Source organism: Aeromonas sp. QDB17 (genome assembly GCF_027705305.1).
GTDB classification, from domain to species: Bacteria; Pseudomonadota; Gammaproteobacteria; order Enterobacterales; family Aeromonadaceae; genus Aeromonas; species Aeromonas caviae.
On record NZ_JAPDBP010000001.1, the window covers coordinates 125,278 to 140,202 of the forward strand.

12 protein-coding genes are annotated in these 14,925 nt (G+C 60.2%); 5 read left to right on the plus strand and 7 right to left on the minus strand.

What is annotated here, in order from left to right; all coding sequences use genetic code 11:
• Nucleotides 1-41: 41 nt before the first annotated feature.
• The gene (locus OKC41_RS00535; RefSeq protein WP_201893686.1) at nt 42-863 is read right to left on the minus strand and encodes a MetQ/NlpA family ABC transporter substrate-binding protein; all 822 of its coding nucleotides are present in this window, start codon (nt 861-863) and stop codon (nt 42-44) included.
• A gap of 341 nt (nt 864-1,204) precedes the next feature.
• Here OKC41_RS00535 and OKC41_RS00540 point away from each other — a divergent pair, with 341 nt between their 5' ends.
• From OKC41_RS00540 to OKC41_RS00550, 3 genes are all read left to right on the plus strand, one after another.
• Nucleotides 1,205-1,591 carry a VOC family protein gene (locus OKC41_RS00540; RefSeq protein WP_041214969.1) on the plus strand — a complete coding sequence of 129 codons (387 nt, stop codon included), beginning with the start codon at nt 1,205-1,207 and terminating at the stop codon, nt 1,589-1,591.
• Between the two features lie 69 nt (nt 1,592-1,660).
• Nucleotides 1,661-2,200: an isochorismatase family protein gene (locus OKC41_RS00545; protein WP_201893685.1), complete on the plus strand. Its 540-nt coding sequence runs from the start codon at nt 1,661-1,663 to the stop codon at nt 2,198-2,200.
• A gap of 17 nt (nt 2,201-2,217) precedes the next feature.
• Nucleotides 2,218-2,397 (plus strand): hypothetical protein, encoded by a 180-nt coding sequence (locus OKC41_RS00550; protein ID WP_223918067.1) that lies wholly within the window; start codon nt 2,218-2,220, stop codon nt 2,395-2,397.
• Nucleotides 2,398-2,415: 18 nt separating this feature from the next.
• On the opposite strand, the gene modF is transcribed toward OKC41_RS00550, so the two are convergent.
• Together modF and ppsA are read right to left on the minus strand one after the other, a co-directional pair.
• Nucleotides 2,416-3,870 carry a molybdate ABC transporter ATP-binding protein ModF gene (modF, locus tag OKC41_RS00555; protein WP_201893684.1) on the minus strand — a complete coding sequence of 485 codons (1,455 nt, stop codon included), beginning with the start codon at nt 3,868-3,870 and terminating at the stop codon, nt 2,416-2,418.
• Nucleotides 3,871-3,988: 118 nt separating this feature from the next.
• Nucleotides 3,989-6,361: a phosphoenolpyruvate synthase gene (gene ppsA, locus OKC41_RS00560; RefSeq protein ID WP_048207926.1), complete on the minus strand. Its 2,373-nt coding sequence runs from the start codon at nt 6,359-6,361 to the stop codon at nt 3,989-3,991.
• Between the two features lie 307 nt (nt 6,362-6,668).
• Here ppsA and OKC41_RS00565 point away from each other — a divergent pair, with 307 nt between their 5' ends.
• The gene (locus OKC41_RS00565) at nt 6,669-7,481 is read left to right on the plus strand and encodes a pyruvate, water dikinase regulatory protein (RefSeq protein ID WP_010675153.1); all 813 of its coding nucleotides are present in this window, start codon (nt 6,669-6,671) and stop codon (nt 7,479-7,481) included.
• A 129-nt stretch (nt 7,482-7,610) separates the two neighbouring features.
• Here the strand turns inward: OKC41_RS00565 and OKC41_RS00570 are convergent, their stop codons facing one another.
• Nucleotides 7,611-7,886: a hypothetical protein gene (locus OKC41_RS00570; RefSeq protein WP_080770124.1), complete on the minus strand. Its 276-nt coding sequence runs from the start codon at nt 7,884-7,886 to the stop codon at nt 7,611-7,613.
• Nucleotides 7,887-8,242: 356 nt separating this feature from the next.
• On the opposite strand from OKC41_RS00570, the gene OKC41_RS00575 reads away from it, so the two are divergent.
• Nucleotides 8,243-9,619: an amino acid permease gene (locus tag OKC41_RS00575; protein WP_010675155.1), complete on the plus strand. Its 1,377-nt coding sequence runs from the start codon at nt 8,243-8,245 to the stop codon at nt 9,617-9,619.
• A gap of 160 nt (nt 9,620-9,779) precedes the next feature.
• Here OKC41_RS00575 and OKC41_RS00580 read toward each other — a convergent pair whose 3' ends face one another.
• From OKC41_RS00580 to OKC41_RS00590, 3 genes are all read right to left on the minus strand, one after another.
• Nucleotides 9,780-10,481: an SIMPL domain-containing protein gene (locus tag OKC41_RS00580; RefSeq protein ID WP_010675156.1), complete on the minus strand. Its 702-nt coding sequence runs from the start codon at nt 10,479-10,481 to the stop codon at nt 9,780-9,782.
• A gap of 54 nt (nt 10,482-10,535) precedes the next feature.
• Complete coding sequence (locus tag OKC41_RS00585) at nt 10,536-11,093, minus strand: hypothetical protein (protein WP_010675157.1); 558 nt, start codon at nt 11,091-11,093, stop codon at nt 10,536-10,538.
• Nucleotides 11,094-11,180: 87 nt separating this feature from the next.
• A partial coding sequence (locus OKC41_RS00590; RefSeq protein ID WP_270671577.1) for a type I secretion C-terminal target domain-containing protein occupies nt 11,181-14,925 on the minus strand: 3,745 nt, incomplete at its 5' end.

Consider the following 14,925-nt stretch of genomic DNA (forward strand, 5'->3'; position numbering starts at 1 on the left):
AACGGGCACCTGGGTGCCCGTTTTTATCGCTTGTACGCCACTCACCCCTTCTGCTGCCAGCCCTCGGGATACTTGTAGCCGACGAAGCGCTTGGCGGCATAAGCCTTGAATTCGGGGGAGTTGTAGGCGGCCGCCACATCCTTGGCGAACGGCTTGCCCGCATCGGCGCTCTTGACCACCACCCAGTTGATGAAGTCATAGCTGCGCTCGAGGAAGAGGCCGGAGCTGAACGGGATCCCGCTTGAGGCGGCAAAGTTGCCGTTGATGACGGAGAAGTCCACATCCTCACGGGAGCGCGGCAGCTGCGCCGCTTCCAGCAGCACCAGCTTGAGGTTGTGGGGGTTCTTCACCACGTCGAACTCGCTCGCCTTGAGGGGATTGATCCCCTCCTTGAGGCTCAGCCAGCCCAGATCCTGCAACATCAGCAGTGCCCGCGCCTGGTTGGTGGGATCGTTCGGGATGGCGACCGTGCTTCCATCTTTCACCGCCTTCAGATCCCCCAGCTTGCCGGCGTAGAGCCCCATGGGACCGGTAGGTACCTGGGTGATGGGCGCCAGAGAGAGACCCCGGTCTTTGGCGAAGCTCTCCAGATAGGGCTTGTGCTGGAAGCAGTTGACGTCAAGCGACCCGTCCGCCAGGGCGATATTGGGGGTCACGTAATCGGTGAACTCCACCAGTTTGACCTTGTAGCCCTTGGCTTCGAGCTGCGGCTTGATGGCGTCGGTGACCATGTCGGCAAAGTCGCCAACCGTGGTGCCGATGACGATCTCTTTCTTCGCCTCATCGATGGCAAAGGCGGACAGAGGCAGGCTGCTGGCGAGCAACGCCAGGGCGGAAAGGGTGAAGAAGGAACGACGTTGCATAAATACTCCCTGTCAACATGATCATCAAAACGGTGAGCGGTCGGGGGCGCGAACATGCAGTCAGCGCACAACCATCTAGCCATCCAAACGGCTAACTGAGCATACCATAACAGAGCTCGTAGCCTTCGCCAAGCAACAAAACCGGGCAAGCTTGGCCAAGGAGAGGCAAAGCCCGCCGGCCTCTGGATGAGAAATCTTTGACAGAGCACGCAGTTATGCGCCTTGCCCTCTCCCTGCCTGGCGTCAAACTGGCTTATTGTGGTCATTCGGTACCCATCATCACGGGATCCGATGGCGGTGCCGAGGGCCCGCTCTGCCCTCAGACAGCACAAGGAATGACAGTGTTCGATCATGTTGAAATCAAGGTGGTGCGTTTTGACTCCTGTCAGCACTTCTACGCCACCGTACTGGCTCCTCTTTTGATAGAACTCAAATGGTCTGATGAGACGGCTGCCGGTTTTGGCCTGATGGGCCGCGATCACGTGGGCTTCCTGATTGAGCGGGGGCAGCAGGGCGCCTCCTGCCATCTCGCATTCAGGGCCGACGACGCGCCCCAGGTGGATGCGTTCCATCACGCGGGGATCAAGGCAGGTTTTGCCTGCAATGGGCTGCCGGGGCTGCGTCCCCACTATGCCCCCAATTACTACGCCGCCTTCCTGCGCGATCCCGATGGCAACAACATCGAGGCGATGACCTACCTTGAATGCCCAGGCACGGCAAGCGAGTGAAGCAGCGCCACTCAGTCAGCCAACGAAAGCCTTCAGGCGAGGCAGTCCGCCACAGACAAGGAGACATTCATGCTTGAGCAAAACACCACCGGCCTGCTGGTCGTCGATATCCAGGGCAAACTGGCCCGCCTGGTCGAGGAGAGCGACGCCCTGATTGCCAATACCGCCAGGCTGGTGCAAGGGGCCCGGGCGCTGGGCCTGCCGGTGCTCTGGCTGGAGCAGAACCCGGACAAGCTCGGTGCCACCGTGCCCGAATTGCAATCGCTGCAGGCAGGCGATCTTGTGCTGCCCAAATACAGCTTCGGCGCCCTGGGGGAGCCCACTGTGGCGACCGCGCTGGCCGAGAGCGGGGTCGAGCATTGGCTGGTATGTGGCATCGAGACCCATATCTGCGTCTACCAGAGCGTGCTGGGGCTTCTGGCCAGCGGCGCCCGGGTCTCGCTGGTGGTGGATGCGGTGTCGTCTCGCTGCGCTGTCAACCGGGATCTCGCCATCGGCCAGCTTGCGGCCAGGGGAGCTGCGCTGACGTCGGTGGAGATGTGCCTCTATGAGCTGATGGGGGACTGCCGCCATCCGGCATTTCGCCAGATCCTCTCCCTGGTGAAATGACCGCTATGATGGACAACATGGCGCCCTTTCTGTTCGCCCTCATCGCCTTCGGGGCGGCACTCATGGTGACTGTGACGGGGATGGCGGCCACCCGTCACTATCTTGCCTGGCTCTGGCTGGGGATCATGCTCTTCTTCGGGCTGTGGTGGACGCTGCTGGGGATGCCGCCGCTCCTCGCCGAACCAGCCCCTCTCTGACCATGCCGCCCGGGCGGCTCAGCCCCCCAGACGCTCCTGCAGATAGTCGTATCCCCCCTCCTCCCTTGGCACGAAGCTCAGCCTGTGGGTCAGACCGGGGGGCGCATCATCGGCATGATGGGAAACGAACAACAGCTGGGTTCCCTCGCCCACGAGGCGCGCTACCATCTCCCGCACCAGGTGACGGTTGAGGGGATCCAGTCCCTGCAGGGGTTCGTCCAGGATGAGCAGCGGCGGATGTTTGACCAGGGCACGGGCGATCAGCACCAGTCGCTGCTGACCGAAAGAGAGAGAGTGGAAAGGCTGCGCCCCCTGATCGGCCAGCCCTAGCAGGGCCAGCCACTGGTTGGCCAGCGCCAGCTGACGATCTCCCGGCCGGGTATAAAGCCCGATGGAGTCGTAGAAACCGGAGAGGATCACTGTCTGCACCGGGCAGCTGACACGATAGTCCAGATGCAGCGCCGGGCTTACGATCCCGATGTGGCGCTTGATCTCCCAGATGCTCTCGCCGCTGCCCCGCCGCCGTCCGAACAGATGGAGCTCATTGTTGTAACCTTGCGGGTGATCTCCGGTGATGAGGGAGAGCAGGGTCGACTTGCCAGCGCCATTCGGTCCCACCAGTTGCCAGTGCTCCCCCTCGTCAATGGTCCAGTCGAGCCCATCGATGATCACCTGATCCCCGTAAGCGATACGCATGGCTTTCATGACGACCCGAGGGCCGGGAGGCAAGGGCTCGGGTGTCGTCAGCGGTGGCGGCAAACGGGGGGATACCGTTTCGGCGCGTGCCAGCTGGGCCACCTCCTGGCTGCCGAGCACCGCCTCGCGCTCCCCCGCCAGCAGCAGACGACACTCGCCGAGCAGGCCGAGGTGAGTGGCAAAGGGGGGGATCTCGTCAAAACGGTTGACGATCACCACCAGGCGCAGCCCCTCTGACACCAGGTCGGCCAGCAACATCATCAAAGAAGCCCTGGCCCCCTGATCCAGACCATCGAAGGGTTCGTCCAACACCAGCAGTTCGGGTCGCCCCAGCAGGGCCCGGGCCAGCAGCAGCTTGCGCCCCTCCCCGCTCGAGAGGTAGCGATAGGGGCGCTCCCACAGGGATTCAATGCCAAAACGGGCCAGCAGCGCGCGGGCCTCATGCTCCTCACCCCCTGCCTCCAGCATCAGGGTCGATACCCGATACCCCGCCTCCTCCTCTTCCCCCAGCATGTCGGTATTGCGCCGCTGCCAGTCCAGCTCCCCCAGCTGTTGCTGCGACTCGAACGAGAGTCGCTCGGCCCGGACTCGACCCGATACCGCTCCGGCACGCACGACCAGCTCGCCGCACAGGGCCGACGCCAGCGCCGTCTTGCCGCTGCCGTTGCTGCCGACGAAGGCCCAGCAGGCCTGCGGGGTGAGACAGAGTTCGGGAATAACCAGGGTGTGGTGGCCACGCAGGGCCAGGGTGGCGGATTGCCACTGCAATGAGGTCATGGGATCGTCCTGTGATGGGTGCGGAGCGCCTTGCTCATTCCCCTTGTAACAGAAAAAGGGGGGCGCAGACAAAAACGGCGCCATTGCGGCGCCGTGTCATCAAAAAGCGGGGACGGGTTTAGCCGGCCTTATGCTGCTCGGCCAGATAGAGCCAGGTGTCGACCACGGTATCGGGGTTGAGCGACACGGAATCGATCCCCTGCTCGACCAGCCAGGCGGCGAAGTCCGGGTGATCGGACGGCCCCTGGCCGCAGATCCCCACGTACTTGCCCGCCTTGCGGGCGGCGGCGATGGCCATGGCCAGCAGTGCCTTGACCGCCTCGTTGCGCTCGTCGAACAGGTGGGCGATGAGCCCGGAGTCCCGATCCAGCCCCAGGGTCAACTGGGTCATGTCATTGGAGCCGATGGAGAAGCCGTCGAAGTGCTCGAGGAATTTGTCCGCCAGCAGCGCATTGGAGGGCAGCTCGCACATCATGATGACTTTCAGGCCGCGCTCGCCACGGCGCAAGCCGTTCTCAGCCAGTATCTCCACCACCTGCTCCGCCTCACCCAGGGTACGCACGAAGGGGATCATCACCTCGACGTTGGTCAGCCCCATGACATCCCGCACCCGTTTCATCGCCTCGCACTCGAGGGCGAAGCAGGGGCGGAAGCTGTCGGCGATGTAGCGCGACGCGCCACGGAAACCGATCATGGGGTTCTCTTCATGGGGTTCGTAACCACGGCCCCCCACCAAGTTGGCGTACTCATTGGACTTGAAGTCCGACATCCGCACGATGACCCTCTCAGGCCAGAAGGCGGCCGCCAGGGTGGCGATCCCTTCCGTCAGCTTGGCTACGTAGAACTCCCTGGGGCTCTCGTAGCCCGCGATCATCCTGGTGATGGTGGCCTGGAGTTCCGGGGTCTGCTGATCGAACTCCAGCAGCGCCTTGGGGTGGACCCCGATCATGCGGTTGATGATGAACTCGAGGCGGGCCAGGCCCACGCCGGCATTCGGCAACTGGGCAAAATCGAAGGCGCGGTCCGGATTGCCGACGTTCATCATGATCTTGATGGGCAGGCGCGGCATGTTGCCCACCTCGGTCACCGCCACGTCGAAGTCGAGCTCGCCGTCATAGATGAAGCCGGTATCCCCTTCCGCGCAGGAGACGGTGATGAGCTGACCATCCTGGATGTGGTCGGTGGCGTTGCCGCAACCCACCACTGCCGGAATGCCGAGCTCCCGGGCGATGATGGCGGCGTGGCAGGTGCGTCCACCCCGGTTGGTGACGATGGCGGAAGCGCGCTTCATGATGGGCTCCCAATCCGGATCGGTCATGTCGGTGACCAGCACATCGCCGGGCTGCACTTCATCCATCTGGCTGATGGAGGAGATGACACGGGCCGGACCCGCGCCAATCTTGTGGCCGATGGCGCGCCCCTCGATCAGCACCTTGCCGGTTTGCTTGAGGGCAAAGCGTTCGAGGGTATTGGCTTCCTGGCGGCTACGCACGGTTTCCGGACGGGCCTGAACGATGTAGAGCTTGCCATCCTGACCATCCTTGGCCCACTCGATGTCCATCGGACGACCGTAATGCTGCTCGATGATGAGGGCCTGCTTTGCCAGGGCCATCACTTCCTCGTCCGTGATGCAGAAGCGGTTGCGCTCGGCATCGGTGGTGTCGACCACCTTCACCTGACGGCCATGACCGGCATCCCCGGAGTAGGTCATCTTGATGAGCTTGGAACCCAGCGTCTTGCGCACCACGGCAGGGCGCCCGGCCTTGAGGGTCGGCTTGTGCACATAGAACTCGTCCGGGTTGACGGCCCCCTGCACCACCATCTCGCCCAAGCCCTGGGCGCCGGTGATGAAGACCACGTCGTTGAAGCCGGATTCGGTATCCAGGGTGAACATGACGCCGGAGGCGGCGAGATCCGAGCGCACCATGCGCTGCACCCCGGCGGAGAGTGCGACCCCCTTGTGGTCATAGCCCTGATGGACCCGGTAGGAGATGGCGCGATCGTTGAACAGAGAGGCAAACACATGCTTGATGGCCGTCATGACGGCATCGATACCGCGCACGTTGAGGAAGGTCTCCTGCTGACCGGCAAACGACGCATCCGGCATGTCTTCCGCGGTGGCGGAGGAGCGCACGGCAAAGGATGCCTCGAGCCCCGCGCTCAGCTTGTCGTAGGCCTCGCGCACCGCCTGCTCCAGAGCGGGCTGGAAGGGCGCTTCCACCACCCAGTCGCGGATCTGCTGACCGGCCCGGTTGAGGGCGGCGATGTCATCCACATCCAGACTGTCGAGCAGGTCATGGATCTTGCCGTTGAGGCCGCTTAACTCCAGAAACTCGTTAAACGCAAAGGCCGTGGTCGCAAACCCGCCCGGCACGGACACGCCGGCCCCCGAGAGGTTGCTGATCATCTCGCCAAGGGATGCATTCTTGCCGCCGACGCGTTCAACGTCCTGCATACCGAGCTGTTCGTACCAGAGTACGTACTGTTGCATTTGCATGTCTCCAGGTTGGGGGGCCAGGGTGACAATTCACCTGCTGTGCCAAGTCGTGTGTTTTTGTTAGTGTCTGTTGCCAACGACCATGAAAACGTTTTCTATTTATTGTCAAAAAAATCCCCGAGCAAGAGTTGGGGATGGTCGTTTGACACAGGCATTCTACAATAGCGACACAAAAAGGTAACGACTCAGGTTTGCAAGCGAGTTCACAACTTGGGCATGGCAGATCTGTTGACAAAAACGATATGGTTTCGAGAGATACTTATTTCTCGCCGCCCCCTGGAGCGCACCACAGGAGTCCGCAGTGCACACCGTATTCTATGTATCCGACGGCACCGCCATCACCGCCGAAGTCTTCGGCCACGCCGTGTTGAGCCAGTTTCCCCTGGCCTTCGAGCAGGTCACCATCCCCTTTGTCGAGACCCAGGAGAAAGCGCGCCAGGTACGGGCACGCATTGACGAGCAGTTTCGCCAGACCGGGGTGCGCCCCATCCTGTTTCACACCATCGTCGACCCCATGGTGCGTGAAGAGGTGCTCAAGGCCCAGGCCAGCAGCCACGATTTTCTCAACACCTTCGTGAGCCCTCTCGAACAGGAGCTCGGTATCAAGGCCGAACCCAGGTTGCATCGCACCCATGGCATGGAAAACCGCAAGCTTTACGACGATCGCATCGAAGCGGTCAACTTTGCGCTGGCCAACGACGATGGCATCACCACCAGGGAGTATGACGAGGCAGACATCATCCTCATCGGGGTCTCCCGTTGCGGCAAGACACCGACCAGCCTCTATCTGGCACTGCAATTTGGCATTCGCGCCGCCAACTATCCCTTTATCGAGCAGGACATGGGATCGCTGGAGCTGCCCGCCGCCCTCAAGGCCAATCGCCACAAATTGTTCGGCCTCACCATCATGCCGCAGCGGCTGCACGAGATCCGCAACCAGCGCCGCGCCAACAGCCGCTACTCCTCGCTTGATCAATGCAAACAGGAGCTGGCCAGCGTCGAGAGGCTGTTCCGCCAGGAGGCGATCCGCTTCCTCGATACCAGCTCCCACTCGGTCGAGGAGATCAGCGCCAAGATCCTGGAAGCAACCGGCCTTCGCCGCCAGCTCTGCTAACCTGCAAGGCTGTGACAGCACAACGCACCATGAAATAGATGAGTGGCAAGATAACGAAACAGAGAAACAGGATGAAAAAATGATGCCAGCATCATCGCTGGCATCCCATCACTCGCGGGGCAAGCAGGCTCAGGGCTTGTTGAGCTCCTTGTTGTTCATCAACATGCCGTGAAAATGGATGAGTCCCCTCCCCTTGCGGACTCGCTCGCTCAGCCAGCAGGCTGGCACCAACCCCATCCCGGCAGCAAGGATGAGCACCATGGCGACGTGGTTCACCAGGTAATCCGCTCCCAACCAGCCCCAGACAACAAGGCTGCTCATCGCCATCGTCAGCAACATGGGGGAGAGCCAGATCCCGAGCCAGAGCACGGCCATCACCAGGCCACCGACTATACGCTCCATCATATGAGTCCCTTTTTATCAAAGGGCAAAAGAATCATAAAAACCAATTCGCGTCAACAGGCGCAAATCCACCCGAACACAAAATCAGCAATCACTCTCAAAACCCCTTTCCAGATCATGAAAAACCTGCATGGCGCACAAAATAGCAGCCAATGATGAGGAAAACAGGTGCATGGACGGTCGATTATCACTATTCTGCTCGGGTTGGTAGCCGCTACAAAAAACAGCCAGCGGCAAACTGTAACGATATAAATACGGATTTCGTCACGTTTTCGGCACAAGATGCCGCGCCAGGCAGAGGAAGTGCTGTGGCTGACGGGACGCGAGCCGAGTGATTTCAGCGACGTAAGGAAGGAAGCATGGATCTTCAACAACACGGCGAGGAGCTCAAGCGCGGTCTGAAAAACCGCCATATCCAGCTTATCGCACTGGGCGGTGCCATCGGTACAGGCCTGTTCCTCGGCATTGCCGACACCATCAAGATGGCGGGCCCTGCGGTGCTGCTGGGCTATGCCATCGGCGGCTTCATCGCCTTCCTCATCATGCGCCAGCTGGGCGAGATGGTGGTGGAAGAGCCGGTTGCCGGCTCATTCAGCCATTTTGCCTACAAGTACTGGGGTGACTTCGCCGGCTTCGCTTCCGGCTGGAACTACTGGGTGCTCTATGTACTGGTGAGCATGGCCGAGCTGACGGCAGTCGGTATCTATGTCCAGTACTGGTGGCCCGAGATCCCGACCTGGATGTCGGCGGCCTTCTTCTTCGTGCTGATCAACGCCATCAACCTCTCCAACGTCAAGGCGTTCGGCGAGATGGAGTTCTGGTTCGCCATCATCAAGGTGGTCGCCATTCTCGGCATGATCGGATTCGGCGGCTGGATGCTGTTCTCCGGCAGCGGTGGCCCCGAGGCCACGGTCAGCAACCTCTGGGCCCAGGGTGGCTTCTTCCCCAACGGCGTCGGCGGGCTGGTGATGGCAATGGCCTTCATCATGTTCTCCTTCGGCGGTCTGGAGCTGGTCGGCATCACGGCAGCGGAAGCGGACAATCCCGAGAAGAGCATCCCAAAGGCCACCAATCAGGTGATCTACCGCATCCTCATCTTCTACATCGGTGCCCTCACCGTACTGCTCTCCCTCTATCCCTGGGGCAAGGTAGTGGAAGGCGGCAGCCCGTTCGTGATGATCTTCCATGCGCTCGACAGCAACCTGGTAGCCAACGTACTTAACCTGGTGGTGCTGACCGCCGCGCTGTCGGTGTACAACAGCTGCGTCTACTGCAACAGCCGCATGCTGTTTGGCCTGGCCAAGCAGGGCAACGGCCCCAAGGCCCTGCTCAAGACCAACAAGAGCGGCGTGCCCCTGACCGCCATCACCATCTCGGCCGCGGCCACCCTGCTGTGCGTGCTCATCAACTATTTGATCCCGGGCAAGGCCTTTGGTCTGCTGATGTCTCTGGTGGTCTCCGCCCTGGTCATCAACTGGGCCATGATCAGCCTGGCGCACCTCAAGTTCCGCAAGGTGAAGGCTGCAGAAGGCGTCACCACCAAGTTCAAGGCACTGTGGAGCCCGTTTGGCAACTACCTCTGCCTCGCCTTCATGGCCGCCATCCTGGTGATCATGTACATGAACGACGGCACCCGCATCTCGGTCGAGCTGATCCCGGCCTGGGTCCTGGTACTCGGTATCGGCTATCTGCTCAAACAGAAGAGCCAACGCAAGCTGGCTACCAACCTGGGCTAGGCATCATCCCTCTCCAGCAAAAATGCCGGTCACTGACCGGCATTTTTTATTCCATTCCCGTTTCACCTGACCCAATTCGCGGCTCACTTGTCCTGCCAGCCCCTGCAATGACAAACCCGAGGGGTTGCCTCGGGTTTGAGTGATGGACAAAGGGGCTGTGTTATTCCAGCAGGAAGACGGCTTCTACATTGTCAGTGATGCTGATCTGCTGCTGTTGATAGCTGTTTTCCATCATGTCGGCTGCAGGGGCTGCCGCAGCCTTCATGGCACGGGTATAGACCGGCATGGGGGAACTGTTGCGGTATTCGACGCTATACACCTTGCCAAGCTTCATGCCGAAAGCCTTGGCCAGGGACTCCGCCTTGCTCGTGGCATCAGCGACAGCACCAAGCCGGGCCTGCTCCTTGATGACCTGTGGTGACTTCAGGCCGTACTCTATCTGGGTCACGGACTCCAGACCCGCCTTGAGGGCGGTATCCATCAACTGGCTGAGTTTGTCGAGTTGATAGAGTTTGACGGCCAGTTGGCGCTGGGCACGGTAACCCACCATTTCAGGCTGCTTGTTCTGGGGATACTGATACTCGGGGGAGATCACCAGGTTGCCCGCCTCGACGTCGCTGCGCTTGATGCCCAGGCTCTCAAGCTGGCCAAAGAAGGCAGCTACCTTGGTATCTACCTGCTGTTTGGCCTTGATGCCCTGCTTCTCCAGTGCCGTGACGGCGACATTGAGCGTCAGCATGTCTGGTTCGGCCTTCTGCTCCGCATAGCCACTGACGACCAGATGGGGGGCCTGGGGAACCTCGATGGCAAGCAACGGAGCACTGACAACCAGCGCGGACAGGGTAAGAAGGGGACGCCACATAAAAAAACCTCCATCATTTAGATGGAGGTCATTATGCATGTCGTCGATTGGGATTCATATATCGTGTGTCGGCGGTATCTGGTCCAGCACCTGATTGGTCATGTCGATATTGATGCTGATCTCCCCTCCTCCTGAATTGCCATGGCTTGTCATCACAGGAGCAGGCGCCTGGCTGCCAAACAGCGATTCATCCTCAAAGTGGAACGAATCCCACGACAGAACATGACCTTGTGATGGCAGATTCGGCTCGGACGTCGTCACGACGGCCAGCGCCCCCCAGTCAAGCTCCTCACCGTGGCTGAGCAACCCCTGCAAGGAGGTATCGCTCAGGCTCTGCAACGAATACTCCTGCTGCCCCCACTCATGGCCGACCAGCACCATCATGTGGGGCAGGGGCGCATCCTCTGCTGGAGTGAAGCTGATACGAGAGGCTGCAAAGTCCACATTGAGCAACCCCGCCACCTCACCATCTTCGCTCTCCAGCTCCAGACCATTGAGCGTGTCACCCGTCATCGTGGCCTGATAACCAAAGCGGCCGGTGCAGACTATATTGTCCTGCCCGTTCCAGCTGTAGCGAATGCCGTCGATGTCGACCCAGTTGAATGACTGCATGGTGACCCTCTCCTGATACTGCTGCTATCTTATCTGCCCACTCCGTCAAATAACAGGGGCCGGGCACACCCGGCCCCCATACCCTGCTTACGGATCGACCTTGAGGTTGCCCTGATCCAGCAGATCCTGAATGATCTGCAGATTAGATTTACCGGCCGTCAGATCCACGTTGTCAAAGAGGATGGTATGAGTCGTGGTGCCACTTCCCGCTCCATCCAGATCAATGGTCAGGGTCGACTTGCCACTGCCCGGACCAGAAGCAAAGGTAAGGTAGTGATCCAGTGTGCTCGCATCGGCATGCTCACCACTGAGCAGTTCACTCAGGTCCAGGACATCTCCATTGGCCCCCGTGGTGAAGTCTTTGATGGTATCCGTGCCTCCTGCATCACCTGCCATCCATTTGAAGGTATCCTTGCCAGCCCCACCAGTCAGGGTATCACTGCCGGTACCCCCAATCAGCAGGTCGTCGCCCCCACCACCACTCAAGATGTCGTTACCTGCCAGTCCGCTCAGGACATTGGCATTGCCATCGCCGGTCAGGCTGTCGTTGAACATGGACCCTACCAGGTTTTCCATGTTGCTCAGGCTGTCTGTCCCTGCCCCTCCGGTATTCTGATTGGCGCCATTGACTGTGACCGTGACCCCAGCAGCGCTGTCGAAGTAACTGGCCGTATCATTGCCGTTGCCGCCATTCAAGGTGTCGTTGCCGAGCCCCCCAAGCAGGATGTCGTTCCCGGCATTGCCGTTGAGCGTATCGTTTCCAGATCCCCCAATAAGGATCTCGTCGAGATAGCTCCCGGTAAGTGTCAAACCGCTCTGCACATCCACATACACCTTGGCCGTATCTGTGGTCGTGCTATTGGTGTAGTTGAACGAACCCTCGTAAGAGTTGGGAGTCGCATTGCCGGAGGTATCATCAAATGTTACCGAGCCTGCATTGTCTGTGACGGTCCCTCCAACGGCTCCCGAGACGCCCGTGATCATCTGGGTCGCAGCCAGAGGCCCGGTGTCATTGGCAAGCAGAGCCCAATCCGGAATGGTCGCCGGGTCCTGGTTGGTGATGATAAAGTCATCACGAACCACGGTAGGACCGACCGCCGGGTTGATAACGATGGACAAGGTGCTGGACGCAGTATCCCCATCATTGTCTATCACACTGTAACCCACGACCTGGTTTATCCCCCCGACCGGAATGGATGTCGGCGGAGTATAGGTGTAGGCGCCGTTGTCCATATCCACCTTGAGGATGCCGCCTGCAAGTGTAATGGTCCATTCATTGGTCGCTGTATTGAAAGTCCCGACTGATGTTCCTCCCGAGACGCCAGCGGAGTCCGTCTTCTGGTTGTAGGTATAAGTCACCCCGCCCACGGTAATGGCATTGAGCCAGCCACCGTCGGCCCCAGCACTCGCTGCTACCCCGTTGATCAGTTGTCCTGCCAGGGGCGGAGCTACCACAGTGCTCAAAAGAGTCGCGGTCAGTTGGCTGAAGTCAGTCACCACCACTGCGGTGGTATTCGCCGGGCTGGCACCACTGACCCCGTTGTAGGCAATGGGATCCAGTGCAGACTGGGTCGCTCCCGAGCCCATCCCGAGCGCGTATGAATTGATGTTGTTCGCCGTCAGGAAATCGGCCCAGTCCTTGGTTTCACCGCTCAGTGTCGTGCCGTCACCATCGATCCCGTTCCCACCGCCAAGCGAGTTGTTGCCATCAGGAACTGTGGCGGGGGTACCGCTCAACGAGTTGGCATTTGGCAGACCATCCGACATGAAGTAAGAGACATTTTGCGCATTAGCGAGTCTACCTGTATCGCCAAAGGCTTTGATTGCCTCGTTCAGTGCATCATCGTAGTTGGTCGAGTCCCTGGGGGTAAGGCCAAGGATGATGGCCTTGGCTACATCGACCGAGACCCACACCCCGGTCGGATTGGCGGCTGAAGTGGAGAAGGTCACGATATTGACCATGACGCTGCCGTAGGCGCTGTATTTGTCCAGCAGCTCCAAAGCGGACTTTTGCATCACCTGCATCCGAGTCATGCCTTGATAGCCCGATGGATCACCCATACTGCCGGAAATATCGAGGATCAACATCAGATTCGTGTTCTGCACCTGAGTCGCCTGGCCTGCATTGGTAACAGCATTGGCAATGGGGGCATCATCACTGATCACAACCTGCAGGTTACCCGTGCCACTGTCGCCACTGGCATCCGTAGCCGACACGACGAAACTCGGACCATTCGCTGTATCACTGTTGCCTTGAACGTTGTGAGTCAGCACATTGTCCTTGAGCGTGTAGGTATAGTTCACCGTGTAGACACCGGCTGTGGGGCCGCTGACACCGGTTACCGTCAGCATTCCTTCCGTATTGTTGATCAAGGTCTGACTGCCGCCACTGGTCAAGTTGTAAGACTGCCCACCGATGGTCAAGGTAGTCAGATTTTCCCCCTGGGTGTTGATGGTGAAGCTGCCATTGAATATCTCCGAATTACCGCTGGCGGCCGTCCCCTCAGGCAGTCCCTCCTCATCAACCGTCGCATTGCCGATGGTCAATACAGGGACACGGGTATCCTGAGCAATATTGATGGTCAGAGTTGCCGGATCCGTATCACCATCGCCATCTTTGAGCGTGTAGGTAAATACCTCCGAGGCCCCCACGGGAACCGATGCCGCCGTGAGCGTATAACTGTATTCGCCATCCAGCCCCATGGTCAGCGTCCCATACAGCCCGGTCACAGTGAATCCACCGGCAGGATTACTGTCTGAATTGCCGTTCGAGCTCACGACCTGGCTGATTGCCGCACCATCCGCCCCCATGACGTCCACCCCGGCACCGGCTGTGCCGCCGATGGTCCCCGCCCCGGTAATGACATTACCCGTCACCGGAGTGAACACACCTTCAGTGGCACTGTCAGCATCATCGTTGGCCGTCGGCACGTCATCGACAATCTGCACGCTCAGGGTGTTCGAGGCCGAGTCACCGTCGCTGTCCACTAGGCTCACCGCGAAGTCTTCGAACAGGCTGTTGTTGCCGTCCGCCGTCGGGTGCGCCCCGTTGTCGTTCAGGGTGTAGCTGTAGCTCACCAGCCCGGTCGCCGGGTTGTACCCAGTGATGGTCAGGGTGTTGCCCAGCGGCGTGGTCACCCCGCTCAGCGGGAAGCCCGCCACCACCCCGTTCACCACGATGTTGATGCCACCCACGCTCAGGGTCTTCACTCCGTCCGGCGCGCTGATGGTAAAGTCCCCCGTCACCGTGGTCGACTCCTTGCTGCTGTCCGACCCCGCCGATTCGTTCTCGCCGCGGGTCGCCAGCAGGTCGTCTTCGTACACCTTCGCATCCCCGCCCACGCCCTTGGGCGTCAGGTTGGTGATGGTCACCCCGTCATCGTCGTTCTTGATGGTCAGGGTCAGGGTCGCCGTGCTCACGTCTCCGTCCGCATCCGTCAGGGTGTAGGTGAACACTTCGCTGCCCACCCCGCCCCCGGTCAGCGCCTTGAAGTCCCCGTCGTTCGGGTTGAGGGTGTAGGTGTAGGTGCCGTTGGCATTGAGCACCAGGCTGCCGTAGGTCCCGCTCAGGGTGCCCGCGGTCACCGCCGCACCATCCGCCCCCTGCACATCGTTGGTGATGACGTTGCCATTGAGGACCAGGTTGTTCTCGCTCGCCGCCGTCAGGTTGACGTCGCTCACCGCCGTCGGCACATCGTCCACAATCTGCACGCTCAGGGTGTTCGAGGCCGAGTCACCGTCGCTGTCCACTAGGCTCACCGCGAAGTCTTCGAACAGGCTGTTGTTGCCGTCCGCCGTCGGGTGCGCCCCGTTGTCGTTCAGGGTGTAGCTG